Below are 26,024 nucleotides of genomic sequence, written 5' to 3'. Positions count from 1 at the left end.
GAAAAACCTGTCAAGCCCCTAAGCTACCCAACCATAACAAATGAAAGGAAATAGAGTTGGCATGGTATTTCCGCCAAGCCGATAAAATAGAACTAGAGAGAAAAGGGCCGCGCTTTGGCGCGGCCCTAACTCGTTTAGAAAGACGATTTTGCCTCTAACCCCAATGGGCAGACGATTTTACAGCTACTGAGTCCGTAAACCCAATAGAAAGACGATTTTAGAAAAACAGGGAGGGGAGGGAGGGTACCCCGCTACTCCCGATCCTTACGTTTCTTGATTTCCACGTTCAGACGCTTGATCTTCTGGTTAAGCGTACTCAGAGGAATCTTCAGGAACTCCGCGGCTTCCGTCTGGTTCCAGTTGCAGCGTTCCAGTCGGTCCGAAATAATGCGGCGCTCAATCTCTTCCATGATGTCGAAGAGACTGGAATCCGCCTTCGTATCCAGAGCAGCAGCGGTATAAACAGTTCCACTCAACTGCTGCGGCAGAATCTCCAGCGTGACGGTTGGCGTAGATGACAGCACAACACCGCGTTCCATCGCATTCTCCAGCTCACGCACGTTTCCGGGCCATTCGTAATCCATCATGGCTCGCAGCGCATCCGGAGCAAGCGTACGCAGCTCAAAACCGTTCTCATCGCTGTAGCGCTTCAGGAAGTGTGTTGCCAGCAGAGGAATGTCCTCGCGACGCTGACGCAGAGGCGGCAGATCCAGGTTAATGACAGACAGGCGATAGAACAGGTCCTCGCGGAAACGACCGTCCTTCACCGCTGTCTGCAGGTTCACGTTCGTCGCTGCCACAATGCGAACGTCAACGGCAACCTCCGTCGTTCCACCTACGGGAAGGAAGCGACGCTCCTGCAGCGCACGCAGCACCTTCGCCTGCGTATCCAGCGGCATGGTGCCAATCTCGTCCAGGAACAGCGTTCCACCGTCCGCCGTCTCGAACAGGCCCTTCTTCGTGGCGACTGCGGAAGTGAAGGCACCCTTCACATGGCCGAAGAGTGTCGACTCCAGCAGGTCCGTTGGAACCGCGCCAGTATTGATGGCAACGAACGGCTTGTCGTGGCGCGGCGACGCAGTATGAATGGCCTTGGCGATCAGTTCCTTGCCTGTGCCGCTCTCACCCTGGATCAGCACGGTGGTCTTCGCCGGAGCCACCTGCGCAACCGTGTCCAATAGCTTCCCCATCACATCGGACTTACCCACGATGTTGTCGAAGGAGTAGCGCTGCTTGAGCGTACGACGAAGCTGAGTGACTTCCTGCAGCGAACGCTGCTTGGCAATGGCGGTGCGGATGTCGGCGAGTAGCTTCTCGTTATCCCACGGCTTCTGGACGAAGTTGTCCGCGCCCGCGCGCAGAGCATCGACCACATTGCCGACCGTGCCATAAGCGGTGATCATGATCACCGGCAGCTCCGGACGCATCCGTTTGATGCGGGGAAGTAGATCAATACCGCTCTCGCCCGGCATGGACAGATCCAACAGCAGCAGATCGTACTCGTTGGAGGAGAGCATCTCCAGGCCGGACTGGCCTTCGGGCGCCATCTCCACGGTGAAGCCCTCAAACGTCAGCAGCGTCTCTAGGGAGTCGCGGATTCCGGCTTCGTCGTCGATGATGAGGATGCGTGCGCCCAGGGAGTTACTAGTATCGAGTATTGCTGCCTCAGGCATTCACTGTCCTTGTGTCTCGTGTAGTGTCCGGGGACGTCTCGTCGGCACCGCCAACGCGTTCCACCGGGAACTCCAGTGTAAACGTCGTCCCTGTACCGATCTTGCTCTCCACGTGGATACGTCCCTGATGCTCCTGCACAATGCCGTACGACACCGACAGCCCCAGCCCGGTACCCTTGTGCTGGCCCTGCCGCGGCGCATTCTTGGTGGTGAAGAACGGATCGTAGATACGGTGCAGATGCTCAGGCGCAATGCCACTGCCGGTGTCCGCAATCCGCAGCGTGACAGTCCGACCATCGTCTAAGCTGGCAATGCGGATGGTGCCACCCGTACCGTCATTCATGGCATCCTTCGCATTCAAAACCAGATTGAGGATCACTTGCTGTAGCTTGCCGTGGCTGCCATAAATCTTCGCCAGCGGAAGCTGCAGGTCAATGTCCACGTTGACCTTTGCAGTGCGTAGTTGATGATCGATCAGCGTAAGCGTCTCGCGTACAACGGAGTTCACATCCAGCGACGCGAACACTGTGGAGCTTGTACGTGAGAAGTTCAGCAGGTTGTTGACGATCTCACTCGCTCGGAAGGTCTGTTGCGTGATCTTCTCCAGCACAGGTGCCAACCGCTGATCATCACGCGTGTGCTTCTGCAACATCTGCGCGTAGGAGGAAATAACGGCGAGAGGCGTGTTGACCTCGTGTGCCACGCCTGCAGCCAGCAGACCGATAGAAGATAGCTTCTCCGCTTGCGTTAACTGGCCTTCAAGGCGTGTGCGGTCAGTGATGTCTTCCATCATCACCGTAGAACCAACGGAGACGAAGTCGCGTGTCAGCAGCGGTGCGATGGAGATATTGGCAGTGCGGCTCTCGCCAGTTCGTAGGTCCAGCGTCACTTTGGACAAGTGGTGCGTTCCGGGCTCATTCGCGGCAGCAAGGAATGTCTCCAGGAACTCCGGCGAGAAGATCTCCGAAACGTGTTTCCCGATCACTTCCGCGCGTGACAGTGCATACAGCACTTCCATCTCGGTGTTCCAGCTCTCCACGCAGTTCTGCAGATCCAGCGTGAAGATGCCCACCTTGATGGATTCCACGATGTTCTCGTTGAACTCCTTCAGTCGCTCGAACTCGTTGATCTGCTTCTCGAGGCGATTGAAGAGTTGCGCATTCTGGATGGCGATCCCGATGTAACCCGCGAGTGATGCGAGCAACTCCATATCTTCCGACGAGAGGAAGTCACCTTCTTGTGTGCGTCCGAGACCAATGATCGCGATGGGACGTGTGGAGTGCCCGTTGCGTCCGAAGACGCGACACGGAAGGTAATAGTTCAGGTCCAGCAGGGAAGCTACGCGCTGTTCCGCAGGCTCGAGATGCGGCAGCAGTTGCGGGTTCTCGAAGAAGATGTGTTCTTGCGACAGCAGACCGAAGTTGAGGAATGAGTTATGCGAGAGCTCTTCAGGGAGGTCGGCCAGAACGATATCTGGCATGCCATGCGATGCCGCAAGTGTGAACGTGCGGCCGGCGCCATCGTCCGCCGCCACAAACACAGCTACACGCGATACCAGAAGTGTCTGAGACAGACGCTCGACGACGGAGCGCGACAGCGTCGTAAGGTCCGTCTGTGACGAGAGACCTCGGCTGAACTCAATCAATGTCTCACGATAGTCGAAACGCTTGCGATCAAAGAGCCGATCTACTCGCGCCTGAATCGCTGCCTTGATCGGCTCAAAGATGAGTGCCGTTGCGATGATGCCTGCCATCAAGCCCCACACACGCAGGTTCGGCAGGCGTGTATGGACCAGTTCGCCCGTCACGGCTACAACACCGAAGTAAACACCAACCAGTGCGGCCGTTGCCAGCGTGTAGGTCACTCCACGCTTGAAGATCAGGTCCGTATCCATCAGGCGATAACGGACAATCGCCCATGCGAAGGTCAACGGCAGGAAGATCAGCGTGAAGCCAGCCGCGCGAGCCATGCCAAGCGGTACATCAGCATCGGCAAGATACGGAATGGCGTACAGCACCGTGAATGGCACCACTGAGAGTAGTGTGCCGCGCGTCAGCCACTTCAACTGCTGGCGCTCCAGCGGCTTGTCCGCAGCGCGATAACGGAAGAAGAAGACGGTTGCCGCGATGACGTAGTACAGAGCCAGGTAGCCAACACCGATCTGATCCAGCCGATGCTTCAGGCGTTCGGTCGCAGACCACAGTTCGATAGCAACCACCTGCAGACCGAAGATCAATGCTCCCGGAAGATACAAGAGAGCGACCAGGGCCTTGCGGCGCAGAGAGATTGCGCTTTCACCGAACGAGACTGCGAAGTGAAGGAACACTGCAGGTTGCAATGTGCCAGCCAGTAGCGCACCCCAGTAGCAGATCCAGTCCAGCGTGTCGAAAGCACCTGTATAGCGGAAGCTGTACAGCACACCGCTTACTAGGCAGAAGACGTAGAAGTGCATCGCCTTGGGAGCCGTCCAGCGTCGCAGCAGAACGTACATGCCGATGGCGAGATAGGCCATCGCAATAAGGCGCAGCCCTTGGTTGCGACTGTGGTCTGTAGGTTCCAGGATGACGGGAACATCCAGCGGTGCCTTGCCGCGTATGAGCGAGTACGTTACGCGACTGTACGTTCCGATGCGGTGCATCTCGCGTTCCAGCGGGGCGACGGTGAGAGTCTTATGTCCGTCAGCGGCGACGAGGAGGTCGCCTTCACGTACTCCGGCACGGTGTGCAGGGGAGGTCAGTGGGACGCGTTCAGCGTGTAGGCCGCCGTCGGATTCCAGCCACCACACGCCATCGGTGGGTGCGTCGTAAGAGCTTTCCTGTAGGAAGTTGGAGATGCCAAGGGCACAGACCAGCAGCGTCACGAGCGCCAACACTACGGCGGTCACGCGGGTTTGTAGCGCCTTGCCCATCTCCTCCAGGGTCCCTGGTACAGGTTAATTAGTAAGGTACATGCACTTTGGGGGCCAATCCAAAACGATCGACAGAGCATCGTTCACGCCGTTGCCGCCCAACAATGATGCTGCTGTATCGTCTTCATGATACGCGCTGTAGCAGAGAAGAATCCCTAACAGCGGAAGCATCTACAAAATCCCATAGATGGCGATAGAACGCGGAGTTCACAAGTGTTACGCGGAATGCATTGAGCTTCCTGTGTGTCCTTGTGAACTCCGTGTGTTGCTCTTAGAGCTGCTTTGAGAGCTCGCTTGCCAGTTCCGCGTACTTGTCCACGGCTTCGAGGAGTTCGGACTTCAGAACTTTTTCATCGGGGGTGTGGGCTACGTGGATGGTGCCGGGGCCTAGGAGGAGTGGCTCTCCCCAGTTGGTCAGGGAGGAGATGTCCGTGGCGTACTTGGCGATCATGGTGTCGAAGCCGGGGAGGCGCTTCATACGTACTGCTGCCAGGTCGAGGGCGAACTTCACGTCACAGCGGTTGCCGACGACGCGAGTGATTGTGTCCTTGACGATCTGGGAGTCGCCGATGGTGCGGATGAGGACGTGGGCTTCGGCGGCGTCGGGGATGACGTTGGGGGCACGGCCCCCGCTGATGAGGCCCACGTTGAGGGTGGACTCACCGATCTCGGGGTCGACCGGCAGTTGGGTGCGGGAGAGTTCGTGGAGGACATCGACCAGCTTGTCGATGGCGGACTCGCCCAGCTCCGGGTAGGCGGAGTGGGCCATCTTGCCGCTGGCACGGAGTTCCACACGAAGAGCGCCCTTGGTGGCGAGTGCGAGACGGTTGGATGTGGGTTCGCCGTTGATGAGGAAGCGGGAGCCTTTGCCGTCACGATTGGCTACCTTGGCGCCGGCGGAGTCGCGCTCCTCGCCTACTACGTAGAGCAGGCCGACTGGAATGCCGCCCTTATGCAGTTTCTCCGCGCCTGCAACCTGTGAGGCGAGGATGCCTTTGGCGTCGCAGGAGCCGCGGCCGTAGACGTAAGTGTCGTCCTCAGAGGACGGGAAGTATGGCGGAACCGTGTCGAAGTGCGTGGAGAGGGTGATCTTCGGCTGTGTGCCGGGCATCTTCGCGTAGAGGTTGAAGCGCTCGCCTGTAGCGCCGTTCACACCCGGTTGTTCCACCGGTTGACGTTCCACTTCGTAGCCAAGGCCTTGCAGGTACTCGTGCAGGAAGAGTCCGCACGCTCCCTCGAAATAGGTCGTCGACTCAATGTCGACTAGCTGTCGTGTCAGCTGAATAGGATCGATTGCCATGGCCTAAGGATACCCGACAGCCAAAGGGCATTCGGGCCAGTTAACATGGGTGTGATGGCCGGAACGATACAGACTGTTGAGACTCTACGCGGACCCGCGGGACGACTTGAGGCGCTGCTGAATGTGGGCGCTGCCGATGCCGCTTACAGTGCTGTGGTGTGTCATCCGCATCCTCCTTCGGGTGGCACGATGCATACGAAGGTGGTGTATCACGCGGCGAAGGCCTTCTCACACTTCGGTGTTCCGGTGCTGCGGTTCAACTTCCGTGGAACCGGGTTGAGCGAAGGCACGCACGATAACGGACCGGGCGAGATTGCGGATGTGAAGGCTGCTCTCGATTGGCTACAGCACGAGTACGGCTTGCCGATTCTGCTGGCTGGATTTTCGTTTGGCGCAAACATCGGGTTTCGGGCGGCTTGCGGGGATGACCGGGTGAAGGGGCTGGTGGGGCTTGGGATGCCGTTGCAGGCCGGTGGCCGGAGTTACTCGTATGAGTTCATGGCGCACTGCGACCAGCCGAAGCTGTTGCTGACCGGAGCGCAGGATCCGTTTGCACCACGTCTCGTAATGGAGAGCTACTTCGATGAGGCTGGCGGCGACACAGAGATGCAGTGGATTGAGGGTGCGGAGCACTTCTTCGCTGGTGTTCCGGGATCGCCTCAGCCGAAACTGGATCGGATGCGCCTGGCGATGCAGGATTGGCTTGGGCGGAAGTTCTTTGGGCTGTAGGTACCCCCTCCCCCCTGTTTTTCTAAAATCATCTTTCTATTGGGTTTACGGAATCAGTGGCTGTAAAATCGTCTGCCCATTGGGGTTAGAGGCAAAATCGTCTTTCTAAAAGAGTTAGGGCCGCGCTTTCGCGCGGCCCTTTTCTCTCTAGTTCTATTTTAGCGGTTTGGTGGAAATAGTATGCCAACTCTATTTCTTTTGATTTGTTCGGTTTGAGTGCATCTGGGTCTTGACAGCTTTCGTTTGTCACTCCATTCGTAGGGCGTCCATGGGATTGATGGATGAGGCGCGTTGCGCGGGGATGATGGCGGCTATAGCTGCCGCGACGGCAAGGATGATGACTGAACTCGTGATGACGATGGCGTCGAGACCTGCAATCTCATAAAGCTGGGATTGAACGAAGCGGACGCAGAGCAATGCGACCGGGATGCCGATGAGCATGCCGAGCGCGGTTTGAATGGTTGCGCCACGCAGGATCATGAGCATGACGGTGGAGCGGTTTGCACCGAGGGCCATGCGGACACCGATCTCCTGGTTTCGGCGGACAACTGAATAAGCGGTGACGCCGTACGATCCGATGGCTGCGAGCAGGAGTGCTAGTCCACCGAAGAGCATGGTCAGTCGTGAGATCAAGCGTTCTTCGGTGAAGTTTGCGGCGATCTGCTGGTCGAACGTATCGAAGCGCACCACGGTTAGGTCGGGGTTAATGGATGCGAGCGTGTGCTGCGCGATGGCTTCCATGCCGTCGACGGGATGGTCTGTAGCGACAACCAAAGCGCCGGCATAGAGGGCGTCATCCTTGTCGATGGGATCGGTTCTTGATTCCGGTTCCTGCATGGTGGGAATGAAGAACATGAGGTGATCCTTCCACCGCACGTTCTGATAGATGGTGTCTTCCACAACGCCGACGATCTCCCATGCGTTATTCGTATCCGCGCCGGGGAACCCGAAGTGTTGGCCGATGGGGTTTTCGCCGGGTTGGAATATTTTGCGAACGAAGGTTTGATTTACGACCGCAACGCGAGGCGCGGTGGGTGTATCGCGTTCATTGATGCCGCGGCCCATGAGGACGCGGGTTCCCACGGAATCGAAGTAGTCGCCGTTGATGCGAATGACGGATGAGATCGCTCCCTTCTGAGGATGCGCGTGAGCTTCTATTCCCCAGCCGTTGTTGTTGTCTTCCATGGGTGTGTATGAGGCGATGCCGACTTTTGTGACACCGGGTAATGCATGGAAGCGGTCTTCCATGGTGTGGTACAGCGCATCGAGCTGAAACTGTGTGTAGCCCGCTGCCTGCGGGTTGATGTGAATGATGTAGCGATTGGTCGCGTTCAGTTTCATGTCAGAGCCCTGCAGCTTCTTGAGGCTTTGAAGGAACAGACATGCAGCGATGAGCAACACGAGTGAGAGCGCAATTTGAAAGACAACCAATCCCTTTTGCAGGAGTGATGCGCCGGAGGTGGAGGTGCGGGAGCTGCTACGGAGTGCATCTGCTGGTTGGGTTCGTGATGCGTTCCATGCTGGTGCGAGGCCGAAGAGAATGCCGGTGACGAGTGACAACGCACAGGCAAAGCCTACGACTGCAAGCGACGGTGTTGCGTGGACAGGAATGCTGGCGGCATCAGGAAATGCGAGAGCCAACAGCATGCGTGTTCCTGCATAGGCCACGAGAAGGCCGGCGATGCCGCCAAGGATGGCGAGCAGGACGCTTTCTGTAAGCAGCTGGCGGATGATGCGTGAACGCATGGCACCGAGCGCAGTGCGCACGGACATTTCTGTTGTTCGAGCGATGCCTCGCACCAATAGCAGGTTCGCAATGTTGGCGCAGGCGATGAGGAGTACCAGACCCGCGGTGGCCATGAGGAGTTTCAGATGATCGCCATACTGTTCCTTCATGGTGGTGATGCCAGCGCCACCGGGAGTAAGTGTGATGTGAAGTCTCGTGAGTTTCGCCTTGTCATGGTCGGGAGAGAAACGACCTACGGCTACAAGTTCATTGCGAAGTTCCGCGGTGATTTTCTGTTGTAACTGGGCGAGGTCCGTGCCGGGTTTGACACGACCGATCATGTACAGCCAGTTCTGCTTCGGATTGTGCACGTAAGGCACATTCGCCAGTGCGGGCATGGTCTCGATGGGCAGGTAATACTCAGGCGGGTTGCGGATGAGTCGATCGCCGAAGAAGTTGCGAGGCGCGATGCCGATGATGGTGACGGGCCGTGTGTTGACGCGGAAGGTGCTGCCGATGACAGTGGGGTCGCCTTGGAAGCGTGTCTGCCATGCTTCGTAACTGATGATTGCGGTGGGCTGCGCTCCTTCTTTGTCGTCCGCATCTGTGAAGAAACGTCCCGCATGGGGTTGCAGACCGAAGGTGTGGAAGTAGTTTCCGGAGACGAATTCACCTGCGACCGAGCGCGGTGGGTCCTGTGTGCCTTCGCGACGCACGACGATGGGACGATAGCCGAAGCCCGCCTGCATGGCGGCGAGCTCTTCAAACTCTGGCGTGTTCTTTTTTAAGTGTTCGTAAGCATCGGTAGAGAAGTACGACATGGAGTCGCTCATGCCCATGCCGACGCAGCAATCGTTGGTGTCGCCGAGGCGCACGAGCAATGCAGGATTTGCGACGGGGAGGTCCTTTTGCAGGACAGCATGCACGAGTGTGAAGATGGCCGCGTTGGCACCGATGCCGAGAGCGAGTGTTAACAGCGCGGTGATGGTGAATGCAGGTGTTCGACGCAGTTGTCGAAATGCGAAGAGGATGTCGGCACCGATGGTTTCAAGGAGGTTGGTGCCTCGGGATTCGCGACAGTTTTCTTTCACCTGGGCCATGCCTCCAAATTCAAGTCGCGTTCTACGGGTGGCTTCCTGCTGGGAGAGGCCGGAACGCATGTGCTTTTCAACCTGCTGATCGAAGTGGAAGCGCAGTTCTTCATCGAGTTCGTTTTCGACGGTGGTCCTGCGGAACAGGGCTCGTAGACGAAAGATCAGATCGCTGAACATATGCGCTCCTCCTTACACGGCTTCAAGAACCTGGGCTACCGCTGCGGTGAGCTTTGCCCATGCTTCCTTTTCAACTTCGAGTTGATCGCGGCCCTTCTTCGAGAGTTCGTAGTACTTGGCGCGTCGGTTGTTCTCAGTGGTTTGCCACTTGGCCTTGATGAGACCGCGACGCTCGAGGCGATGGAGTGCGGGGTAGAGCGAGCCTTGCTGGATGCGGAGTGCGTCGCTGGAGAGTTGTTGTACGCGTTCTGAAATAGCCCAGCCGTGTTGTGAGCCCAATGCGAGCGTGCGCAGGATCAGAAGATCGAGTGTGCCTTGTGGGAGGTCTAAGTAGTCGCCAGCCATGCTTCCCCTTTCACTTCGACAGAAGAGTACATGGGGTTGTTGTAGAAGTGCAAGGGGAGAGTTTGAAGATTCGGTGGCGAGGCTATAGAGCGGGCCTTTGGCCCTTGTTTGCCTGCACGGACTTACACCTAGGCCTTCGGCCTAGGCTAATATTTCGTCGCGCCTTTGGCGCTTAGGGCTGCGGCTGTTCGTAGGCCGTGCCTTTGCCAAGAGTTGTTGGTTGGTGAGGTTTTACGGAGTGCTTATTGGCCCCAGAGGAGTAGGGCGAAGAGGAAGATCCAGAGGACGCCCATGGCGTGCCAGTACCAGGAGGTGCTGTCGACCATGATCTGGCGGGATTGGATGGATTTCAGTGAGCGCAGGCCGACGATGGCTGTGATCAGCATCACGATGCCGAGGATGAGGTGGATACCGTGGACGCCGGTGATCAGATAGAAGAAGCGCGAAGACGGATTCGCTGAGTAAACGACGTGCTGCGCGACGAGTTGTCGCCATGCGAGGATCTGTCCCCAGACGAAGGCTGCGCCGAGGAGCGTGGTGGCGATGAGCCAGGGGAGCGCTTTGCGGCGTGTGGGGCTGCCGAGGCCGAGCCACTCTTCCATGACGTCGATTTCGCGGAAGACGGAGCGGCGTGCGAGTTCAATTGTGACCGATGAGAGGATCAGGACGGCTGTGTTGAGCCAGAGGATGGACGGGATGCCGATGGGAATCCATGTGCGGACGTAGTGGTTGTAGGCGTCGATGTGCGCTGCGTGCTTGGTGACGAAGAACGCGCTGACGAGCGTCATGAAAAAGATGAGGTCGCCTGCGAGGAACGAGAAGACAGCGAAGCGGTAGGTCTGGAGTTTTTCGCGAGGGCCTCGGCGGCCTACGGGGTTGTTGCTCCAGTTGTCGCCGTCGCCGCCACCGCCGGTGTGTTTGGGCTCGATGGGTGGGAGGCGTCCTCCGCCGATGTCGGCTTCATCAGGGCGCCGGGGTGGGAGCTTTTCGACGACCTCATCGGGATGGAGGATGGTAGGCATGGGGGCAACAACGCCGTTATGGCCTTGATAGTACTCCGCAAATGAGCCGTGTGCATGTGACGTGGCTCACAGTGGCAAGGTTATCCGTTGTGCGCCGCGCGGACGGAGTCGAGGAAGAGTTCGTGGACGCGCTTGTCGGTGGAGAGTTCGGGGTGGAACGTGGCCGCGAGCAGGTGGCCCTGACGGACGAGCGTGGGGGAGCCGTCGCGCTCTGCGAGCGTTTCCACGCCGGGGCCGGTCTGGGTGATGCGGGGCGCGCGGATGTAGACCATTTCGAACGGGCCGCCGGGCAGGGTGGTTTCGGCTTCGAGGATGCGGGAGTCGTTCTGGCGGCCGTAGGCGTTGCGTTCTACCGTGACGTCAAGCGCGCCGAGGGACTTCTGCTCGGGGTGGGTGACGTGTTTGGCGATGAGGATGACGCCAGCGCAGGTGCCGAAGGTGGGTTTCGTCTGGACGAATTCCTGGAGCGCGTCGAAGAAGCCGCCGCGTTCGAGCGCCTTGAGGAAGGTGGTGGATTCGCCGCCGGGGATGACTAGGCCGTCGATGTTTGCCAGTTGCTCGGGCTTGCGGATGAAGACCGTTTTCGCACCGCATTGCTGGAGCATGCGGGCGTGCGCGTCAAAGGCACCCTGAAGCGCGAGAACGCCGATGGTTGGCTGGAAGTTGGCGGTAGAACTGTCGGCCATGGTTCATCATAGCTGCATTTTTCGCTGGAAGACGGAGCGGTCGTCCTAAAGTCTTAAGCCTGATGTGGATGGTTTGCCCAACTGCCGTTACACTGTGGCGGTGAGTGAGTCTTTGAAATCTCTTCCGGATGCCATTCGCGAACGTCGCAGTACGCCCTCGTTCGATGGCAGCCCGATTCCGGCAGAGGATATCCGTACGATTTTGGAGGCGGGGATTGCCGCGCCTTCTGGGTATAACGTGCAGCCGTGGCGCTTTGTCGTGGTGCAGTCGCCGGAGCAGAAAAAGAAGCTGCGCGCGGCTTGCTACAACCAGGCCAAGGTGGAAGAAGCTTCTGTCGTGATTGCCTGCTGTGGCGACGTGGATAGCTGGCGTCGCGATGCGGACGATATTGTGCGCATGGGGCTGGAAGGCGGCATGAGCGAAGGCTATGCCTCGCAGTTGAAGAGTTACGTGGAGAGTTATCTGCTGAGTTTGAATGCTGACCAGATGCATGGCTGGCTGAACAAGCAGGTGACGTATGCCGCGGCTTACATGCAATTGACCGCTGAAGTAATGGGCTATGACACCGCTGCGATGGAAGGCTTTGAGCAGAACGAAGTGAAGGAAGCTCTGCGGCTGCCCTTAAGTTACTGGGTGGTGTCGCTGCTGGCGATTGGAAGATTGAAGGGGCCGGATAAATATAACGGCGGCCGCTTCGATCTGAATCACGTGGCCTTTGCGGAAGAGTTCGGGAAACCACTGCGGTGAGGCGCGGCTTCATAGCGACGCTTCTTGGAGTTGCGGCGTTGGTGGCCGTGGCGTGCACCTATCTTTACTGGAACCCAATGTGGCTGGTGGATCGGTCGGTGAACCTTTACCTGCGGGGTAAGGGGATTCAGCATCATTACGTGATGGTGGATGGCTACCGGATTCATTATCTGGAAGCCAAACCGGCAGGGAATGGACCGGAGAAGCCGGTGCTGCTGGTGCATGGGTTGGGGGCTCGCGCTTCTGACTGGGCGAAGATGATTCCCGATCTGGCGAAGGCCGGATACCACGTGTATGCACTGGATCTGCTGGGGTATGGCGATTCGCCGAAGCCGAAGGATGGCGACTACACGCTGGATGGGGAAGAGCGTATTGCGACTGATTTTCTGCGGGAGCTGAAACTGCAGAAAGTGGACCTGGGCGGATGGTCGATGGGTGGTTGGGTTGCCATGAAGATGGCGCTGGATCATCCGGAGATGGTGCGGCGGTTGATGGTGTATGACACGGCCGGGCTGTACTTCGTTCTGGATTTTCCACCTTCGCTGTTTTCGCCGCATGACCGCGCGAGTTTCGATGCGCTGATGGACAAGATTGAGCCCAGCCGGTGGCGTACGAAAATTCCGTCGATGATGATTCCCGGAATGATCCGCAACTTTCAGAAGAACCAGTTCATTGTGCAGCAATCATTTGGCAGCATGCTGCATGGGCGAGAGTTGCTGGACTTCCGGTTGGGTGGATTGAAGATGCCCATGCTGATTGTGTGGGGCACGGAGGATCGCTTGATTCCCGTGGAGGTTGGGCTGCGGATGCACGACCTGGTGCCGCAGTCAGTGTTTCTGGGCGTGAGGAAGTGCGGGCATTTGACTGCAGCGGAATGTGCGCCACCGGTGGTGGAGGAGACGCTGAAGTTCCTGAATGCCGACCCACCGCTATCACGTTCTACCAGTTACGCGGACGCGCCGCAGTAGCTAGTCTTCCTTCCAGCGGTATGCGGAGGGTTGCGGAAGGCCGATGTGGCCTAATACGCGACAACAAAATTGACGAGCAATGTCATCCAGGCTTGGTGGCCGGAAGTACATGGCGGGGATTACGGGGTAGATCACGGCCCCAGCCTCCGCCGCAAGCGTCATGTTCCGAAGATGGATGCGGTTGAAGGGAGTTTCCCGGACGCAGAGAATCAGCGGCCGCTGCTCCTTCAATGTGACATCCGCTGCGCGGTCGATGAGTCGCGCGGCCATACCGTTCGCGATGGACGCGAGCGTTCCCATGGAGCAGGGCAGCACAATCATGCCATCGGAAGGATGGCTGCCGCTGGCAACGGGGGCTGCAATGTCGTCATTGCGGAATACCGTGAACTTGCTGGAAGGCGGGCCGTCGAGAAGTGTTTCCAACAGCGACGCGCGCCCGCCGGCGAGGCTAAGTTCTTCCGTCACTACGCGCAAGGCATGATCCGATGCGATGAAGTGAACGGTTTCCACGCGATCGTCGTTGTTGAGAAGTCGAAGCAGATGCGCGGTGAAGAGTGCTCCGCTAGCACCTGTCATCGCAACGGTGAGGCGCGCGTGGGTGAGGTCGTGGCTTTGAGAAAATGGACTCACGCCATCGATTATCGTCGAAAGCTGAAATTTTCATCGGCACACGTGGTTCCAGATTGCGTCTTAAAGAATAGGCCGCGCCCCCCAAAGGCCGCCTCACATGTCCATAGCCCGACGTCCTGAAGGAGATGATCATGCCGCAATTGCGACATGCCGCAAACTTTCTCGCCGCCGCATTGTGCATTGCGCTTCTTACGCCATTGCGTGCGAACGCCAGTATCAGCCTGCTGGTGGAGGAGCCGTTTGGATCTTTTGGTTCGTTTACCTCCACTGGTCACGCTGCTGTGTATCTGGACAATGTCTGCGCAGATTCGCCGACGCGGTTGCGGCTTTGCCATGGCGCGGAACTTGGAGTGGTGATAAGCCGCTACAGCAACGTGAACGGCTATGACTGGGTTGCGATTCCATTGATCCCGTATCTCTACGCGGTGGAAGATATTTCCGACGTACCGGAGAAGGCTACGGTTTTGCTGGAAAAAGAGCTGCGCGATCGCTATCGGCGGGCGCATCTATTGGACCTGGCACCGAGTCGGGAGGATGGCAGCGCACCCGGTGGCGACTGGATTCAACTGATTGGCGCATCCTACGATCGGCACATCTACGGGTTTCAACTGGAAACGACGCGAGAGCAGGATGAGGCCATCATGGCGAGATTGAATGACAGCCGCAATCGGGGTGAGTTCAACCTGCTCTATCGGAACTGCGCGGATTTTGCGCGCACCATTCTGCGCAGTACGTTTCCGGGATCAATTCCTCGGAATGCGATGGCGGATTTCTGGCTGACGACGCCAAAGCATCTGGCGCGGCTGGTGACGAAGTTCGGTATGAAGAATCCTGAATTGCAATTTCAGACCTTCCAGATACCGCAGGTTCCAGGGACGCTCCCACGCAGCCGGAGGGTGAATGGTATTGCAGAGACGGTGGTGCGATCAAAGAAATACATTGTGCCTCTAGCGTTCTTTTCGCCCACCACAGCAGTGGGCCTGGTGGTTGCGTATGTGGGCACCGGGCGCTTCAAGATGCCGAAAACTGCGCCAGTGATGGCGCAGTTACAAACACCGTCGCAACCCGTTGGCATTATGATTGCCGACGACCGGATTCAACTGCCGATGACTCCACCGCCGTTTATGGAAGCGAAGATGTGTTCGACGGTGGTTCCATTGCTTGAGGCAGAGGGCGGCGGCAACTGAACGCCTGAGAAGCCTTCAAGTTGAACATGGCGGTTTGTTGTTGCGTGTGGTTCAGGAAGTGCTTTGGAGGTTCGTTGCATGCGTTTTATCCGTCCGCTTTGTTCTGCACTGCTTTCTGTCTCCTTGCTGCTACCAGTTTCTGCCGATGCCTGTACGCGTGCGGTGTATCACGGTGCGGATGGCGAGGTGATTACGGCGCGTTCCATGGACTGGAAGGTGGACGTTGGAACCAACCTCTGGATTTTGCCGCGTGGGATGGAACGGAGTGGTGCTACCGGCCCGCGTTCTCTTCACTGGACATCGAAGTATGGCAGTGTGATCGCGAGCGGATATGACATCTCCACCACAGATGGCATGAATGAAAAAGGCCTGGTGGTGAACCTGTTGTGGCTGGCCGAGTCAGAGTATCCGAAGTTTGATGGAAGCAAGCCTGGACTGGCTATTTCGCTGTGGGCGCAGTACATGCTGGACAAGTATGCGACGGTGGCTGAGGCCATTGATGCGCTTGAAAAAGAGCCATTGCTGGTGGCTACGGCGCAGGTGCCAGGTGAAGAGAGGCTTGCGAACCTGCACATGTCGATGTCAGATTCGAGCGGCGATAGTGCTGTTGTGGAGTATGTGAAAGGCAAGCAGGTGATTCATCATGGCCGTGAGTATCAGGTGATGACGAATTCACCGACCTACGATCAACAGCTGGCGCTGGAATCGTATTGGAAGGATATTGGCGGTACGACGATGTTGCCGGGAACGAATCGCGCTGCGGATCGTTTTGCGCGTGCTTCGTTTTATATCAATGCGATTCCCAAGAGTGAAGACCCGGACATGGCGGTGGCGAGTGTGTTCAGCGTGATTCGCAATGTGTCTGTGCCGTTTGGTATTACGACGGCGGATCAGCCGAATATCTCGTCGACGCGCTGGCGGACGGTGGCGGATCAGAAGCGGCTGGTCTACTTCTTCGAGTCAGCTCTGACACCGAATGTGTTCTGGGTGAAGCTGAGCGATATTGATTTCTCGCATGAGACGGGCAAAGTGATGAAACTAGACCTGGGGAAAGACCAGAAGAATACTTTCTCTGGAAACGCGGCTAAAGACTTCAAGGAAACGAAGGCTTTCTCGTTTATGGGGTTGCCTGATAAGTAGCTGCTACTGATCCTTCAGCGCGAAGGCGACGATGGTGGTGCCGGTAATGCTGGTCTGTTCGTCGAGTGTGGCTTCGAGCGCCGGTTCGGGTAGATGCAGTTCTGCTGCGGCGATGGTCTCTGCTGGCGCTCCTACAAAACACAGTTCGCAGACACCGAAGCCATCGTCTTCTATGCGGACGGGCGGGCCGAAGGTGCGGCAGGTCATGGGGCGATGCGCGTAGAGATCGCAGGTGCCTGTGGCGGGATCGAGAACGGGGCACACCGCGTCGTTGGCGAAGTCTTCGAATTGTTCGAGGGAGGCTTCGTCTTCGTAGAGGATGCCTGTCGTCGTGTCGCCGGGGAAGTCGGTGCTTAGATCTGCGATGGATTGTTGAACGCGTTCTTGTATGCGTTGTTGTGTCTCGATCGGGGCTTGATGGAAGCCTTCGCGGAGGCGTTCGGTGTCGAGCGGGCCGATGCGGAAGACGCCGGTGCAGCATTGGCTGCATCCCGGACGACAGGCCAGCCATGGGCCGCTGCGACGCGTTGCGTCTGCGAGTGCGGCGTCCATGAGCTGGATGAGTTGACTGTCGTCGGGGGGCAGCATGGCTGGCTCTTACTGCGCTTGCAGTTCGCTTAGTGGCTTGCCGAAGACGCGTTCGAAGATGGCGGGGACGTTGTTGAGGCGGCGGTTCACGTCGAAGGCGCGGGCGATGCGTTCGGGCGGCAGGAGGCTGGTGATCTGCGGATCGGCGGCGACCAGTTCCTTGAATACGAGGTCTTCTTTCCAGGCCTTCATCGCGAGGGTCTGGACCGTTTTGTATGCGTCTTCGCGGAGCATGCCGGCTTCTGCGAGGTCGAGCAGGAGCTGGCCGGAGAAGACGAGGCCGCCGGTGAGGTTCAGGTTCTTCAACATGCGCTCGGGGTAAACCATGAGCTTGTCGATGAGGTTGGTGGCCTTGCTGAGTGTGTAGTCGGCGAGGGTGGTGGTGTCGGGGAGGATGACGCGCTCGGCGGAGGAGTGCGAGATGTCGCGCTCGTGCCAGAGGGCAACATCTTCAAGTGCTACTTGAGAGTTTGCTCGCATCACGCGGGCAAGGCCGCAGATGTTCTCGCAGGTGATGGGGTTGCGCTTGTGCGGCATGGCGCTGGAACCCTTCTGCTTTTCGCTGAAGAACTCTTCGGCTTCACGGACTTCGGTGCGCTGGAGGTGGCGGATTTCTGTGCCGATCTTGTCGAGCGAGGACGCGATGATGGAGATGGCGCCGATGTAGGCGGCGTGGCGGTCGCGCTGGAGCACCTGTGTGCTGACTTCAGCGGCCTTGAGGCCGAGGCGCTTACAGATCTCTTCTTCTAGCTGAGGCGTGACGGTGCCGTAGCTGCCGACTGCGCCGGAGAGTTTGCCTACGCGCATGTCTTCTGCGGCGGCGGTGAAGCGCGTGATGTTGCGCTGGCACTCGGTGTACCAGAGGAGCAGCTTGAGGCCGAAGGTGGTGGGTTCTGCGTGGACGCCGTGGGTGCGGCCGATGCAGGGTGTGAGCGCGAACTCGATGGCGCGGCACTTGAGGACGACGGATAGCGCTTGCAGGCCGTCGAGGATGATTGCGGAGGCCTTCTTGAGCAGCAGGGCTTGTGCGGTGTCGACGACGTCGGTGGAGGTGAGGCCGAAGTGCAGCCAGCGTGATTCAGGGCCGACCTTTTCAGCGACTGCGGTAGTGAAGGCAATGACGTCGTGACGCGTCTGGAGCTCGATCTCCTGGATGCGTGCGATGTCGAAGTCACCCTTGGTGCGGATGGCCTTGGCGGCTTCCTGCGGGACGATGCCTGCGTCGGCGAGGACTTCGCTTGCGGTCGCTTCGACTTCGAGCCATGCACGGAACTTCGATTCGTCGGACCAGAGCTTGCGCATGGCGGGGCGTGTATAGCGATCGATCAAGGGAACGTACCTCTTTGGCGTGGTGGCCGGGATAAGCGCGGGCTGCTCAGGCGCTACCATTAAGTTTAATGGACGCACGAAGTCGCGATGTCGTGGTGGCGCCTTTACCTGCCCAGGTGAAGGCCGCTCGGCGACGCTTGATGCTGCGAGATGGCCTCAAATTCCTGACACTTACGGTTGTTGCGCTGCTCATGAGCGGCGTAACGACGCTGCTGTTTCGCAGCTTTGAGGCGCATCGCGAAGTTTTGGCGGTGCGATGGGCGGAGCGCGGGCAGCAGGCGCTGGCGGCGGGAAAACCGGCGGAAGCTGTTACTGCTCTGCACACTTCGCTGGGATTTCGACCGGATGTTCGTGAGAACCAGCTTGCCCTGGCGCGTGCGCTGGCAGCGAGCGGTCGCGTGAACGAGGCAGAGAATTACTTTCTGAATTTGTGGCAGACGCAGCCGGGCGATGGCGGTATCAACCTAGAGCTGGCCCGGTTGGCGCGGCAACAGGGCAGGTCTTTCAACGCGATTGAGTACTATCGCGCGGCGATTTTTGGTAATTGGAGCGGCGATGGTCCTGCGCGGCGACGGGATACTCGGCTGGAGTTGTCGAGCTACCTGGTGGGGCTGGGGCAGGGCAAGGCAGCTCGTGCGGAGTTGTTGATTGCGGCGGGGAATAATCCGGATGCGTCTTCGCAGCTTCGCATTGGTGAGGCGCTGGAGGCAGCGGATGCTCCGAAAGAGGCTGCTACGGCTTATCGCAATGCGAGTGACGACAAAACTTTCGCTGCGACGGCGCAGGCGAAGCTGGGCGAGCTTTGTTATGCGCAGGGTGACTATGCGTGTGCTTCGGAGGAGTTGACGCGGGCTTTGCGCACGACTTCGTGGACGGCGGAACAGAAGCAGCGCATGAGTGCGTTGCAGGATCGTTCGGAGTGGTTGCGAGAGTTTGTTCTTTCGCATGATGTGCCTTCTCAGTTGCGTGCGGAGCATTTGTTGAAGGCTTCGCGGATTGCGATCGCGCGCGTCGATGGTTGTCTTGTGCAACATGCAGAGCAGGCTGACATGATGCAATTGCAGGCGCAGTGGAAGGCGCTGGATACGGAGAAGAATCGTGTGGAGCTGCGGCACGACGATGATGTGCAGGACCAGTATCGGCGGTTGATTTTCAGCAGCGAACGAAGTGCGCAGAATGTATGTGGCGCGCCTACGGGCGATGATGCGTTGTTGCTTTACCTGGCGGACCATCCGGCGACGCAGTTCGGAGGTCAGTCATGAGCGCGCAAGAACCGGTGGTGGTTCTGCAGGAGATGGAAGCTGCCGCAGAGCAACAGGTGGAACATTCTTCGAAGCGTGAAGGTCGCCTGTTTCTTCTGCTGAGCATTTTCATTGGACTGATCTCTGGCCTGCTGGTGGTTTCGTTCCGCATGGCCATTGAGTGGCTGACGGTGTTGCTGCAGGGGTCGGCGCCAGCGCCTCACCAGTTGCGATTGTTGATTGTGCCTACGGTGGTGGGTGTGGTGTTGGGACTGATGACGCGTTACGTCTTTCCGGATGTGCGCGGTTCTGGTGTTAACCAGACGAAGGCTGCTCTCTACATTCACAACGGCTACATCTCTACGAAGACGATGATCGGCAAGTTTCTGCTGGCTGCGTTGTCGATTGGTTCGGGACAATCGCTGGGGCCGGAGGATCCTTCGCTGCATTTAGGCGCTGGTGTGGCTTCGCGCATTGGGCGTTATGTGGGGTTGTCGCGTGCGAGGCTGCGGCTGTTTGGGCCTGTGGGTGCAGCGGCGGGTTTGGCTGCGGCGTTTAATGCGCCGATTACTGCTGTGCTGTTTGTGATTGAGGAAGTCATCGGGCAGTGGACAGCGGCGATTCTTGGGTCCATTGTTTTGTCCGCTGTTTCCGCGGTGGTGGTGGCGCGATGGTTCTGGGGATCGCAGGCGATGTTCCGCGTTCCGAACGTGAATCTGCGTGATCCGCGCGAGTTGCTGGCGTATGCGGTATTGGGTGTGATCGGCGGATTTGCATCGCTTCTGCTGACACGTGCATTGGAATATCTGCGGCCTCGTCTGCGGAGCCTGCCTGCGAATCGACAGGTGTTTGCGCCAGCGTTTGCTGGTTTGTTGGTCGGGGCGATTGCGTATCTTGGTGTGCCGCAAGTGTTGGGCGTGGGGTACGGCACTATGGATGCCGCCATGCACGCGGAGTACACGATTGGGTTTCTGCTGTTGCTGGCAGGGATCAAACTGCTGACGACTACGTTCTCGTTTTCATCCGGTGCGCCCGGTGGATTGTTTGCACCTGCGCTGTTCATTGGCGCAATGCTGGGTTCTGCGGTGGGGACGTTTGAACATCACTTCTTTCCATCGCTTACGGGTTCAGTGGGATCGTATGCGCTGGTGGGCATGGGTGTGTTCTTTGCGGCGTTCATTCGCGCGCCGCTTACGAGTGTGTTCATGATCATGGAGATGAGCGGCAACTACACGATTGTGTTGCCGGTAATTGTGTCGAACACGATTGCGTACATCATCTCGCGTTCGCTGCAGCCAGTGCCGATTCTTGAGGTCTTCACGCATCAGGATGGTCTGTATCTGCCCTCACTGGAAGAGGAGCGCGAAGATACGGAGTTACGGCTGGAAGATGCGTTACGACCTGCCGATGTTCCAGTGCTGAACGGCGGCGAGATGTTGAAGGAACTGGAGCGCGAGATTTGCGTTGCTTCTGTTGTTCTGATTCGTTGTAGCGATGGATGGTATGCCGCACGGCAGGAAGAGATGCAAGCGCTGTTGAGCAAGGCGCAGGATGAGGGCGACAAAACACTGGAGCAGAGCGTGGCGGCGAGCAGGACGCCGATGCTGTTTCCGGATCAGCCGCTGGCGCACGCTTTGCCTTACTTCAAGAACTGGCCTCTGTTGCCTGTCTCCAATCGCGCGATGCGTGGCGTGGTGGAAGGCGTGGTGACGCTGCAGGATGTGTTGGACCGTTATCAGCAATAAGAAACGCCCTGCGGATGCAGGGCGTTTCAGTATCAAATTGAGGGTGAAGTTATCCCGGCTGCTGTACGCCGAACAGTGTCGACATCTCATCGAATAGGAAGCCCTTGCCGGGACGGTATGGCTGTATCCATTTGCCATCGATGACGAATTGCGGGATGGCTTTCTTGCCTACGTTCTGAACAAGTTCATCAACAGCGCCCGGAGTCTTTTCAATGTTGACTTCGGTGTAGGGGATGTTGTGCTGTGCCAGAAAGCGCTTAGCAACGAAGCAGTCGCGGCACCAGTCAGCGGAATAAACCTTCAGATCCATGCTTCTAGTTTACCTCTTTATGACTATTGCTCGTGGTAGTTGCGGATGAGGCCGCCGTCGACGAAATACGTGGAGCCGGTGACGTAAGCCGCTTCATCGCTGGCGAGAAAGGCTGCGAGAGCAGAGACATCGTCTACTGTTCCCATGCGGCCCAACGGTATGTTTTGCAGTAGCGCATTGAGCTTTGGCTTGTCGTTCAGCAATGACTGGTTGATGGGCGTGATGATGGCGCCGGGCGCTATGTTGTTGACCGTAATGTTCTTTGGGCCGAGTTCCACGGCGAGGTCGCGCATGAGCATGCGCACGCCACCCTTGGCTGCGCAGTAGCTGGCGAAATGAGGGAAGACCATGTCCTCATGCACGGAGGAGATGTTGATGATGCGGCCTGGCATGTTCTTTGCAAGCAGGTTCTTCACGAAGGCCTGTGTGGTGAAGAAGACACCCTTGAGGTTTACGTTGAGCACGTAGTCGTAATCCGTTTCCGTGACATCGACAAAATCCGATCCTTTTTCAACGCCTGCGTTGTTGATGAGGATGTCGAGCTTACCGAAGGCATCAATGCCGGACTGCACGAGCGATTGGCAATCAGAGACCTTGGAGAGATCAGCCTTGACGCTGATTACTTTGCGACCGAGTGCTTCGATCTGTTGTTTGGTTGTGTCTGCGCCTGTGGGATTGCCGGAGTAGTTGACGACGATATCTGCACCGTCTTTTGCGAGCCGGATGGCGATGCCTTGACCAATGCCGGATGACGAACCAGTGACTAGTGCTACTTTGCCTGCGAGTTTGCCTTCGCTCATGCGGAGTTGGATGCAGGGAAGGCTATCGTTGCTATCGACGTGCGCGGAAGAATTGCGTCAGCATGGAGCTGCAGTCTTCGGCGAGGACGCCAGGGATGACTTCGACTCGATGGTTCAGGCGTGGATGATTCATGACTTCCAACACAGAGCCGCATGCGCCTGCCTTGGGATCGGCTGCGGCGTACACGAGGCGACCGATACGTGCGTGGAGGATGGCTCCGGCGCACATGGCGCAGGGCTCCAATGTGACGACGAGCGTGCAGCCAGTGAGACGGTAGTTGTGCAGGTGATGCGCGGCGTTGCGCATGGCGACGATTTCAGCGTGGGCCGTGGGATCGTTGTCGCGGATGACGCGATTGTTGCCGCGGCCAATGATCTGGCCGTCAAGAAGAACGATGGCGCCGACGGGAACTTCGCCTTCTGCCTCAGCGGCGTGCGCTTCGGCGATGGCTTCGTACATGGCTTCCTGATCGGTCATCTGTCTCTGAGTTTACTTGGTTGCGGCAGGTGCTGATTCGGCGCGATAGACGTCGCTGAGGGTGTCTTTTTGTTTCGCGATGGGAAGAGCTGTTGGATAGAACTGCGCGAAGCTTGTGTCTACTGCGCCGTGCGATTCGTGGCAGGTGTAGCAGCTTGCGGGTTTGGGAACGAGGTGTTCTGCGCCATCTTTACCGCGCACGTAAAAGGACCATTCGCTGTTGCGCTTCTGATGGATTTCGAGGCCGCTGACTTCAGTGTTCTGCGTGTGGCCGCCTTTGTTGATGGAGGTGTTTTCTTCTGCCGTGCGATTCTCAAGCACGAAGGTTGTGCCTTCGGGCCAATGGCCGGTTTGCTTGAACGATGCCCACGCTTCGGGATTGACGAAGACGTTATCGAAGACGGAGTGATGTTCCTGTGTGAGTCCTACTGCACCGGGCGCGGCGTAGTTCATGTCGATGCCGCTGGTCATGTAAATCCATTCGCGATAGTTCGCGGGGATGGGAATGGACTTATCGGTTTGCAGTGCGGCGTCAATGCCGTGCGCTGCAACGATGAAGAGGCAGAGAAGCGATGCTGCGGCGAGGAATGCCTTGTGCATGATGATCTCCGATCCGCGGTTGGCGAGGACACTTTCAGATTACATGCAGTGATGCGTGCAAAAAACAAAACGGCGCTCGCAATGGAATTCATCTGCGAGCGCTGCGTTTGTTTTGTGTTGTGTTTATGCGGGTTCCTGCTGGGTCATGCAGTGCAGTGCGCCGAGTCCCCAGATGAAGTCGCCGCAGTGGATGCCGACAATTTTGCGGGTGGGGAACTGGTCCGCGAGGATGTTGAGTGCGATGCGATCGTTCGCGTCGTTGAAGGTGGGGACGAGTACAAGGTCGTTCGCGATGTAGAAGTTGGCGTAGCTGGCGGGCAGGCGTTCGCCGTCGAAGATGACCGGTGCGGGCATGGGCAGTTCGATGACGTTGTAAGGCTTGCCGTTGGGCTGACGGAAGCTGCGCAGGCGGTCGAGGTTTTCCGCGAGCGGCAGGTGATTTTCGTCTGCGGTGTTGTGCTCGGTGGCGGCGACGATGGTGTCGACGGCGGTGAAGCGCGCGATGTCGTCGACGTGTCCGTGCGTGTCGTCGCCTGCGCAGCCGCGATTGAGCCAGAGCACCTGGTCGATGCCGAGATAGTCGTGGAAGCAGGTTTCAAGCTGCTGCTTGCTGATGCCGGGGTTGCGTTGCTGGACTTCGCTGAGCAGGCACTCTTCCGTGGTGAGCAGGGCGCCCGCGCCGTTGACGTCGATGGAGCCGCCTTCGAGGACTACGCGATGATCGCCGATCATCGGCTCAAACGCGCGCATGTTGTAGTGCTTCGCGACGTGCGATGGGATGAGGTCGTCGTTGTGCCAGTTGGGGTACTTGGCCCAGGCGTTGAACTTCCAGTTGGTGATGGCTACTTCGTTAGCCTTCTTAACGAAGATGGGGCCGCTGTCGCGTAGCCAGATGCGGTCCGTCTTCCAGAGATGGAAGTGGATGCGTGCGAGGTTGGCGCCGGCGCGCGTGAGGATGCGGGTGGCGACCTTTTGTGCGCGCTCGTCGTTGACGAGAATGTTGACGTCTTCGACCTGTGAGAGGTTCTTGACGATCTCCGAGTAGACCCAGGGGATGGGCTGGAACTTGCCGGGCCAGTCTTCGGCGTTGTGCGGCCATGCGATCCAGGTGGAGGTGTGTGCGTCCCACTCTGCGGGCATGCGGTAGCCAGTATTGTCTGTCATTGTTTACTTTCCGAACCGTTGTATATCTGCGGAAGAACGAGCGAGACTAGCGTGTCTAATTTTCGTTCCAGCTCGTCCAGAGATTGCGAATCTTTCGCGTGAGCGATTGGAATTAGCTCGTTGAGCGGAGTGTTATTACGCACTGCCACAACCCACTCCCTAACCCCATCCAGATAGCGCTTTGCGGCGTCTCTCGCGACCGGGAAATCCTTAGCTTCTAAGTACGCAGTTGGAACGTCGCCAATGAAAACCCACAAGTCAACGCCTTCGCCAATCTTGTCGATGTCGGCACGAAAAAGAAAAAGCGCAAAGATGCCACCATAGCCATCAACAAATTTTCCTTCGGTGAGATTCCTGCACCATTTGAAAGCTTGCAGGAAGGATTCCGCCCTTTGCGCCATATCTCGCAGAAGTACAGTATCGACCTCGTCGTCTCCGACTATCGTGGATTCTTCGATTACTTTCATCAGCAACCTGAACTACAGCAAGAAGCGCTTTGTTATGCCTTCGTAGGCGTCGATGCGGCGGTCGCGTAGGAAGGGCCAGTGCTGGCGCGTGACTTCTACGAGTGCAGGGTCGAGGGTTGCGTAGAGCGTTTCTTCCTTGTCGTGCGAAGCTTTCGCGATGATGCGGCCGAAGGGATCGGCGATGAAGCTGCCGCCCCAGAACTCGAGGCCTGCGCCTTCGGGGCCGGGCATGTTTACGCCGTTGTGGATCACGTCGCCCTGTTCATGGCCTACGCGGTTGACGGAGCAGACCCACACGCCGTTGCTGATGGCGTGGGCGCGCTGCGTGGTCTGCCATGCGTCGTACTGGGCTTCGCCGAACTCTTCCTTTTCGCTGGGGTGCCAGCCGATGGCGGTGGGGTAGAAGAGGATCTCTGCGCCCTTGAGTGCGGTTACACGAGCGCCTTCGGGGTACCACTGGTCCCAGCAGACGAGTGTGCCGATGTTGCCAGCGGTGGATTCGAGTGCGCGGAAGCCGAGGTCGCCCGGAGTGAAGTAGAACTTCTCGTAGTAGAGCGGGTCGTCGGGGATGTGCATCTTGCGGTAGACGTCCGCGATGTGGCCGTCGCGTTCGATGGTGACGGCGGTGTTGTGATACAGGCCGGGTGCGCGGCGCTCAAAGAGCGATGCGATGACGACGACCTTGTTGTCTCGTGCGATTGTGCTGATGCGCTCCGTCGATGGGCCGGGGATGGATTCGGCGGTGGCGAAGAGGGCGTGGTCTTCGCGCTGGCAGAAGTATTGCGCACGGAAGAGTTCCGGCAGGCAGATGAGTTCTGCACCGTTCTTCGCGGCTTCTTCAATGCGCGCTGCGGCCTTATCGAGATTCTTCTGCGTATCGGGCTCACAGCTCATCTGGATGAGGGCTACGTTCGTCTTCTTCATCTTGCGGTGCTCCCTTCGTGTAGGGCGGACTCTGGCCCTTGGTCC

General features: G+C 58.1%; 24 protein-coding genes. 7 read left to right on the top strand and 17 right to left on the bottom strand.

What is annotated here, in order from left to right:
• Positions 1 to 251: 251 nt before the first annotated feature.
• The 3 genes from M504_RS03540 to M504_RS03530 form a co-directional block, all read right to left on the bottom strand.
• Positions 252 to 1,673 (bottom strand): sigma-54 dependent transcriptional regulator, encoded by a 1,422-nt coding sequence (locus M504_RS03540; protein WP_047488057.1) that lies wholly within the window; start codon positions 1,671 to 1,673, stop codon positions 252 to 254.
• On the bottom strand, positions 1,666 to 4,581 hold the full coding sequence (locus M504_RS03535; RefSeq protein ID WP_052200300.1) for an ATP-binding protein: 2,916 nt from the start codon (positions 4,579 to 4,581) through the stop codon (positions 1,666 to 1,668). Before M504_RS03535 ends, M504_RS03540 begins: the two co-directional genes overlap by 8 nt.
• Positions 4,582 to 4,852: 271 nt before the next feature.
• Entirely contained in the window at positions 4,853 to 5,881 is a 1,029-nt protein-coding gene (locus tag M504_RS03530; RefSeq protein WP_047488054.1) for a M20/M25/M40 family metallo-hydrolase, read from the bottom strand.
• A 54-nt stretch (positions 5,882 to 5,935) separates the two neighbouring features.
• On the opposite strand from M504_RS03530, the gene M504_RS03525 reads away from it, so the two are divergent.
• Positions 5,936 to 6,610: an alpha/beta hydrolase gene (locus M504_RS03525; protein WP_047493306.1), complete on the top strand. Its 675-nt coding sequence runs from the start codon at positions 5,936 to 5,938 to the stop codon at positions 6,608 to 6,610.
• Positions 6,611 to 6,856: 246 nt separating this feature from the next.
• On the opposite strand, the gene M504_RS03520 is transcribed toward M504_RS03525, so the two are convergent.
• The 4 genes from M504_RS03520 to pdxT all read right to left on the bottom strand — a co-directional run bounded on the left by M504_RS03520 (position 6,857) and on the right by pdxT (position 11,660).
• Complete coding sequence (locus M504_RS03520; RefSeq protein ID WP_084214062.1) at positions 6,857 to 9,607, bottom strand: ABC transporter permease; 2,751 nt, start codon at positions 9,605 to 9,607, stop codon at positions 6,857 to 6,859.
• A gap of 12 nt (positions 9,608 to 9,619) precedes the next feature.
• On the bottom strand, positions 9,620 to 9,952 hold the full coding sequence (locus M504_RS03515) for a PadR family transcriptional regulator (protein WP_047488051.1): 333 nt from the start codon (positions 9,950 to 9,952) through the stop codon (positions 9,620 to 9,622).
• Positions 9,953 to 10,194: 242 nt separating this feature from the next.
• Positions 10,195 to 10,974: a cytochrome c oxidase subunit 3 gene (locus tag M504_RS03510; RefSeq protein ID WP_047488048.1), complete on the bottom strand. Its 780-nt coding sequence runs from the start codon at positions 10,972 to 10,974 to the stop codon at positions 10,195 to 10,197.
• Positions 10,975 to 11,054: 80 nt separating this feature from the next.
• Positions 11,055 to 11,660: a pyridoxal 5'-phosphate synthase glutaminase subunit PdxT gene (gene pdxT / locus M504_RS03505; protein ID WP_047488045.1), complete on the bottom strand. Its 606-nt coding sequence runs from the start codon at positions 11,658 to 11,660 to the stop codon at positions 11,055 to 11,057.
• A 112-nt stretch (positions 11,661 to 11,772) separates the two neighbouring features.
• Here pdxT and M504_RS03500 point away from each other — a divergent pair, with 112 nt between their 5' ends.
• Together M504_RS03500 and M504_RS03495 are read left to right on the top strand one after the other, a co-directional pair.
• Entirely contained in the window at positions 11,773 to 12,408 is a 636-nt protein-coding gene (locus M504_RS03500; protein ID WP_369792888.1) for a nitroreductase family protein, read from the top strand.
• The gene (locus tag M504_RS03495; RefSeq protein ID WP_047488042.1) at positions 12,405 to 13,376 is read left to right on the top strand and encodes an alpha/beta fold hydrolase; all 972 of its coding nucleotides are present in this window, start codon (positions 12,405 to 12,407) and stop codon (positions 13,374 to 13,376) included. The genes M504_RS03500 and M504_RS03495 overlap by 4 nt, the downstream gene beginning before the upstream one ends.
• Here M504_RS03495 and M504_RS03490 read toward each other — a convergent pair whose 3' ends face one another.
• Positions 13,377 to 14,006, bottom strand: coding sequence for a UbiX family flavin prenyltransferase (locus tag M504_RS03490; protein ID WP_255347713.1), 630 nt, complete (start codon positions 14,004 to 14,006; stop codon positions 13,377 to 13,379).
• A 131-nt stretch (positions 14,007 to 14,137) separates the two neighbouring features.
• Between M504_RS03490 and M504_RS03485 the strand changes: the two genes are divergently transcribed.
• Together M504_RS03485 and M504_RS03480 are read left to right on the top strand one after the other, a co-directional pair.
• Entirely contained in the window at positions 14,138 to 15,193 is a 1,056-nt protein-coding gene (locus M504_RS03485; RefSeq protein WP_156993492.1) for a hypothetical protein, read from the top strand.
• Positions 15,194 to 15,271: 78 nt separating this feature from the next.
• Positions 15,272 to 16,333 (top strand): linear amide C-N hydrolase, encoded by a 1,062-nt coding sequence (locus M504_RS03480; RefSeq protein WP_047488039.1) that lies wholly within the window; start codon positions 15,272 to 15,274, stop codon positions 16,331 to 16,333.
• 3 nt (positions 16,334 to 16,336) lie between these two features.
• Here the strand turns inward: M504_RS03480 and M504_RS03475 are convergent, their stop codons facing one another.
• A complete protein-coding gene (locus tag M504_RS03475) occupies positions 16,337 to 16,921 on the bottom strand; it encodes a YkgJ family cysteine cluster protein (protein ID WP_047488036.1) in 585 nt (194 codons plus the stop codon).
• A gap of 9 nt (positions 16,922 to 16,930) precedes the next feature.
• Complete coding sequence (purB, locus tag M504_RS03470) at positions 16,931 to 18,250, bottom strand: adenylosuccinate lyase (protein WP_047493292.1); 1,320 nt, start codon at positions 18,248 to 18,250, stop codon at positions 16,931 to 16,933.
• A 68-nt stretch (positions 18,251 to 18,318) separates the two neighbouring features.
• Between purB and M504_RS21990 the strand changes: the two genes are divergently transcribed.
• Together M504_RS21990 and M504_RS03460 are read left to right on the top strand one after the other, a co-directional pair.
• Entirely contained in the window at positions 18,319 to 19,512 is a 1,194-nt protein-coding gene (locus tag M504_RS21990) for a lipopolysaccharide assembly protein LapB (protein WP_156993489.1), read from the top strand.
• Positions 19,509 to 21,236 carry a chloride channel protein gene (locus M504_RS03460; RefSeq protein WP_232296145.1) on the top strand — a complete coding sequence of 576 codons (1,728 nt, stop codon included), beginning with the start codon at positions 19,509 to 19,511 and terminating at the stop codon, positions 21,234 to 21,236. Before M504_RS21990 ends, M504_RS03460 begins: the two co-directional genes overlap by 4 nt.
• A 49-nt stretch (positions 21,237 to 21,285) precedes the next feature.
• Here M504_RS03460 and M504_RS03455 read toward each other — a convergent pair whose 3' ends face one another.
• From M504_RS03455 to M504_RS03425, 7 genes are all read right to left on the bottom strand, one after another.
• On the bottom strand, positions 21,286 to 21,546 hold the full coding sequence (locus tag M504_RS03455) for a glutaredoxin family protein (protein ID WP_047488031.1): 261 nt from the start codon (positions 21,544 to 21,546) through the stop codon (positions 21,286 to 21,288).
• Between the two features lie 23 nt (positions 21,547 to 21,569).
• Positions 21,570 to 22,346 (bottom strand): SDR family NAD(P)-dependent oxidoreductase, encoded by a 777-nt coding sequence (locus M504_RS03450; protein ID WP_047488028.1) that lies wholly within the window; start codon positions 22,344 to 22,346, stop codon positions 21,570 to 21,572.
• A gap of 31 nt (positions 22,347 to 22,377) precedes the next feature.
• On the bottom strand, positions 22,378 to 22,824 hold the full coding sequence (tadA, locus tag M504_RS03445; RefSeq protein WP_047488025.1) for a tRNA adenosine(34) deaminase TadA: 447 nt from the start codon (positions 22,822 to 22,824) through the stop codon (positions 22,378 to 22,380).
• A 12-nt stretch (positions 22,825 to 22,836) separates the two neighbouring features.
• Positions 22,837 to 23,424, bottom strand: coding sequence for a cytochrome P460 family protein (locus tag M504_RS03440; protein WP_047488022.1), 588 nt, complete (start codon positions 23,422 to 23,424; stop codon positions 22,837 to 22,839).
• Positions 23,425 to 23,547: 123 nt separating this feature from the next.
• Positions 23,548 to 24,588 carry an agmatine/peptidylarginine deiminase gene (locus M504_RS03435; protein ID WP_047488020.1) on the bottom strand — a complete coding sequence of 347 codons (1,041 nt, stop codon included), beginning with the start codon at positions 24,586 to 24,588 and terminating at the stop codon, positions 23,548 to 23,550.
• Positions 24,585 to 25,055, bottom strand: a complete 471-nt coding sequence (locus tag M504_RS03430; protein WP_156993486.1) for a hypothetical protein — start codon at positions 25,053 to 25,055, stop codon at positions 24,585 to 24,587. The genes M504_RS03435 and M504_RS03430 overlap by 4 nt, the downstream gene beginning before the upstream one ends.
• A gap of 12 nt (positions 25,056 to 25,067) precedes the next feature.
• The gene (locus tag M504_RS03425) at positions 25,068 to 25,979 is read right to left on the bottom strand and encodes a carbon-nitrogen hydrolase (RefSeq protein WP_047488014.1); all 912 of its coding nucleotides are present in this window, start codon (positions 25,977 to 25,979) and stop codon (positions 25,068 to 25,070) included.
• Positions 25,980 to 26,024 lie beyond the last annotated feature (45 nt).

Source organism: Terriglobus sp. TAA 43, from assembly GCF_000800015.1.
GTDB lineage: Bacteria > Acidobacteriota > Terriglobia > Terriglobales > Acidobacteriaceae > Terriglobus.
The sequence above is the reverse complement of the archived record's forward strand: the minus strand, read 5'-3'. Positions and strand labels throughout refer to the sequence as shown.

Coding starts and splice junctions, on each gene's coding strand:
- M504_RS03425 (WP_047488014.1), bottom strand. CDS start 25,979: ATGAAGAAGACGAACGTAGCCCTCATCCAGATGAGCTGTGAGCCCGAT.
- M504_RS03515 (WP_047488051.1), bottom strand. CDS start 9,952: ATGGCTGGCGACTACTTAGACCTCCCACAAGGCACACTCGATCTTCTG.
- M504_RS03450 (WP_047488028.1), bottom strand. CDS start 22,346: ATGAGCGAAGGCAAACTCGCAGGCAAAGTAGCACTAGTCACTGGTTCG.
- M504_RS03485 (WP_156993492.1), top strand. CDS start 14,138: ATGCCGCAATTGCGACATGCCGCAAACTTTCTCGCCGCCGCATTGTGC.
- M504_RS03435 (WP_047488020.1), bottom strand. CDS start 24,588: ATGACAGACAATACTGGCTACCGCATGCCCGCAGAGTGGGACGCACAC.
- M504_RS03525 (WP_047493306.1), top strand. CDS start 5,936: ATGGCCGGAACGATACAGACTGTTGAGACTCTACGCGGACCCGCGGGA.
- M504_RS03540 (WP_047488057.1), bottom strand. CDS start 1,673: ATGCCTGAGGCAGCAATACTCGATACTAGTAACTCCCTGGGCGCACGC.
- M504_RS03460 (WP_232296145.1), top strand. CDS start 19,509: ATGAGCGCGCAAGAACCGGTGGTGGTTCTGCAGGAGATGGAAGCTGCC.
- M504_RS03535 (WP_052200300.1), bottom strand. CDS start 4,581: ATGGGCAAGGCGCTACAAACCCGCGTGACCGCCGTAGTGTTGGCGCTC.
- M504_RS03480 (WP_047488039.1), top strand. CDS start 15,272: ATGCGTTTTATCCGTCCGCTTTGTTCTGCACTGCTTTCTGTCTCCTTG.
- pdxT (WP_047488045.1), bottom strand. CDS start 11,660: ATGGCCGACAGTTCTACCGCCAACTTCCAGCCAACCATCGGCGTTCTC.
- M504_RS03455 (WP_047488031.1), bottom strand. CDS start 21,546: ATGGATCTGAAGGTTTATTCCGCTGACTGGTGCCGCGACTGCTTCGTT.
- M504_RS03440 (WP_047488022.1), bottom strand. CDS start 23,424: ATGCACAAGGCATTCCTCGCCGCAGCATCGCTTCTCTGCCTCTTCATC.
- M504_RS03530 (WP_047488054.1), bottom strand. CDS start 5,881: ATGGCAATCGATCCTATTCAGCTGACACGACAGCTAGTCGACATTGAG.
- M504_RS21990 (WP_156993489.1), top strand. CDS start 18,319: ATGGACGCACGAAGTCGCGATGTCGTGGTGGCGCCTTTACCTGCCCAG.
- tadA (WP_047488025.1), bottom strand. CDS start 22,824: ATGACCGATCAGGAAGCCATGTACGAAGCCATCGCCGAAGCGCACGCC.
- M504_RS03430 (WP_156993486.1), bottom strand. CDS start 25,055: ATGAAAGTAATCGAAGAATCCACGATAGTCGGAGACGACGAGGTCGAT.
- M504_RS03520 (WP_084214062.1), bottom strand. CDS start 9,607: ATGTTCAGCGATCTGATCTTTCGTCTACGAGCCCTGTTCCGCAGGACC.
- M504_RS03510 (WP_047488048.1), bottom strand. CDS start 10,974: ATGCCTACCATCCTCCATCCCGATGAGGTCGTCGAAAAGCTCCCACCC.
- M504_RS03475 (WP_047488036.1), bottom strand. CDS start 16,921: ATGCTGCCCCCCGACGACAGTCAACTCATCCAGCTCATGGACGCCGCA.